Annotated in this window: 2 protein-coding genes; one reads left to right on the top strand and one right to left on the bottom strand. The window is 41.8% G+C overall.

The window, feature by feature from the left end:
- On the bottom strand, positions 1 to 303 hold a 303-nt coding region (locus IQ229_RS22030; protein WP_194047394.1), incomplete at its 3' end, for a hypothetical protein.
- Between the two features lie 853 nt (positions 304 to 1156).
- On the opposite strand from IQ229_RS22030, the gene ppk1 reads away from it, so the two are divergent.
- Positions 1157 to 2900: polyphosphate kinase 1 (gene ppk1 / locus IQ229_RS22025; RefSeq protein WP_194047392.1), on the top strand; the 1744-nt coding region annotated here is incomplete at its 3' end.

Raw genomic sequence — 2900 nt, 5'->3', positions numbered from 1 at the left:
AGGTGGTGATACCAGGTTTACAACTGCACCTGGATCTATTGTTAAACTAGTTACAAGTTCGTCATTTCCACCTGCTGTACCGCTATATGCAGGTGTAACAAGTAACATTGGACCGGTGAAATATGCAGAAGTAGGCGCAGTTAACTCAGCACTGACGCTGACAGAAGAACCTGATGGTCTAACAATTGTAACCGCACCACGAGCAGCAGCGTCTCCTGCATTTGCAGGTGCTGCAAAGAAATTACCAACACCAACCAAACCTAATACACAAACGCTGCCTTTGAGAATTGCAGAAATTTTCATGATTAACAAACTCCCCGTGTTGTTTCTCTTTACGTTCTCAATATAACCATTGGCTGCCAGAAACATCTCAGCAATAATACTGGAATTTATCAAAATTCCATAGGTCATAAATTAAAAAAACTAATAGATGGTATTGTTGGTGCGGATCTGAATAAAAGCTTCAAAAAGCTCACAAAAATAGAATTGTAGCAAGGCTAGTGCCTACTCAGTGTCTGTATTAAAGTGGTGGCAATGAGTACCAGATTTTAGATTTGGAAAAACAAAATTCAGAAAGTGCTGGAGGTAAGACTTTAGACTATTCTCACCACTCCAATCCTCTGTAAACACTGCTTAATAATCGTTAAAACTTGTCAGATATGGCTATGTGATATCTTTGCTAAATCTTAAGTGCATCTTTATGGTTAATATGCTGTGGACAACAATTTGAATCCCCAGACCGATCGCACTTATTGTATAAATGCAATATTTTGAAAGGGCACATAACTATATGCCAATACCATATTCCACAAAATTGAAAACGGCTATAAAATCTAGTTATAGGGTGCTTAGGGTGATTATCTGGAAGATACCCAAGGCGATGTCTACGACGGGCTATGCCTACGCACAAAGCACCCAAAAATTTCTTAGTAATGTTGGCTTTCGTGCCTACACAAGTTGATTTTTGAATCTTTGACTAAAGTTATTTGAATACAAATAGATTTTTGAAAGTTATGATGTCTGTCCTTTCCCAGTAGCGAGGTAGATTGTAAGCACAGCAAAAAATTGCCTTAGCGTTACCCGCAAGCACCATTTAACCTACTATATTTATTGTCCTCCAGTTCAATGGGCTACATCTGCCTGCCGTTAGGTCATTATGGCAAAATCTAAGAAAAGCGCTACCCCCATCAATCTCAGCGATCCACAATATTATCTTAACCGAGAGTTAAGCTGGTTAGAATTTAATGCCAGGGTATTACATGAAGCCTGTGACGATCGCACCCCACTTCTGGAACGTCTTAAGTTTTTGGGAATATTTAACTCTAATTTAGATGAGTTTTTTATGGTGCGCGTTGCTGGCTTAAAGCAACAAGTAGAGGCAAAAGTTAGCCTGTTAACTCCCGATGGTCGCACACCACAACAACAGCTAGACGATATTAGGTCTACCCTCACTCCCCATGTCAACAAACAGCACCAACATTTTGAGGAAGTACTTCGTCCTCTACTAGTAAATCATGGCATTCATATTCTGAATTACATAGATTTGAATCAAAAGCAGCGGACTCATCTCAATAGCTATTTTGAGGAACAAGTTTTTCCAGTTTTGACTCCTCTGGCTGTCGATCCTAGTCATCCCTTTCCGTTTATTTCTAATCTCAGTTTAAATCTAGCTGTTGTGGTCAAGAACCCAGACACCGAAGAAGAATTCTTTGCCAGAATCAAAGTCCCTAGTGTTCTCCCACGATTTTTACCGATACCGCCTGAGTTGGGAGATCAAAACAGCGAAAAACCTGCCCACTGGACTGGAGTACCCTTAGAACAGGCGATCGCTCATAACTTGGAATCACTATTTCCAGGGATGAACATTCAAGAATATCATCCGTTCCGCATTACCCGTGATGCCGATTTGGTCTTAGAAGAAGATGAAGCAGATGATTTGTTGTTAGCGATCGAACAGGAATTGCGAAAACGGCGGCTGGGTGGAAGTCCAGTCCGGCTAGAAATTCAATCCCAAACTCCGGAAATAGTGCGATCGCGATTATTGCAAGATTTGGAATTAACAGAAAGTGATGTTTACGAGGTAGATGGTCTTTTGGGACTGCGGGATTTAATGTACTTTATGTCCTTGCCATTGCCGGAACTCAAAGATCCACCACGCCAATCTGTTGTACCGTTACGCCTGCAAAGACTGAGAGAACCGAGTTTAGACCCAGATGCGCTGGAGACGGACGAAGGAAAAGACTTTTTTGCTGTAATTCGGGAAAAGGATTTACTAGTACACCATCCCTATCAATCCTTTTCGGCTACAGTGGTGCGCTTTATTACCCATGCTGCCTACGATCCGAATGTGTTAGCCATCAAGATGACCCTTTACCGGACTTCTGGTGACTCGCCCATCGTCAACGCCTTAATTGCCGCTGCCGAAAATGGCAAGCAAGTATCTGTGCTGGTGGAATTAAAGGCGCGATTTGATGAGGAGAATAATATTTACTGGGCAAAACGACTAGAAAGAGTTGGAGTTCATGTTGTCTATGGTTTAGTCGGGCTAAAAACCCATAGTAAAACCGTCATGGTGGTACGGCGGGAAAAAGACCGGATACGTCGCTACGTGCATATTGGCACAGGTAACTATAACCCTAAAACAGCACGACTGTATACAGATTTGGGATTGTTTAGTTGCCGTGAAGAATTGGGTGCTGACATCACAGATTTATTTAATTTCTTAACCGGATATTCCCTGCAAAAATCTTATCGAGAGGTGCTGGTTGCCCCTGTGAATATGCGCGATCGCTTTTTGGCATTAATTCACCGCGAAATCGAAAATGTTCAAAATGGATTTTCTGGACGGATTGTCGCCAAAATGAATTCTCTAGTCGATCCGCAAATTATCGCTACTTTAT

The organism is Nostoc cf. edaphicum LEGE 07299 (genome assembly GCF_015207245.1).
Taxonomy (GTDB): Bacteria; Cyanobacteriota; Cyanobacteriia; order Cyanobacteriales; family Nostocaceae; genus Nostoc; species Nostoc edaphicum_B.
This window is presented reverse-complemented; position numbering and strand designations above follow the sequence as displayed.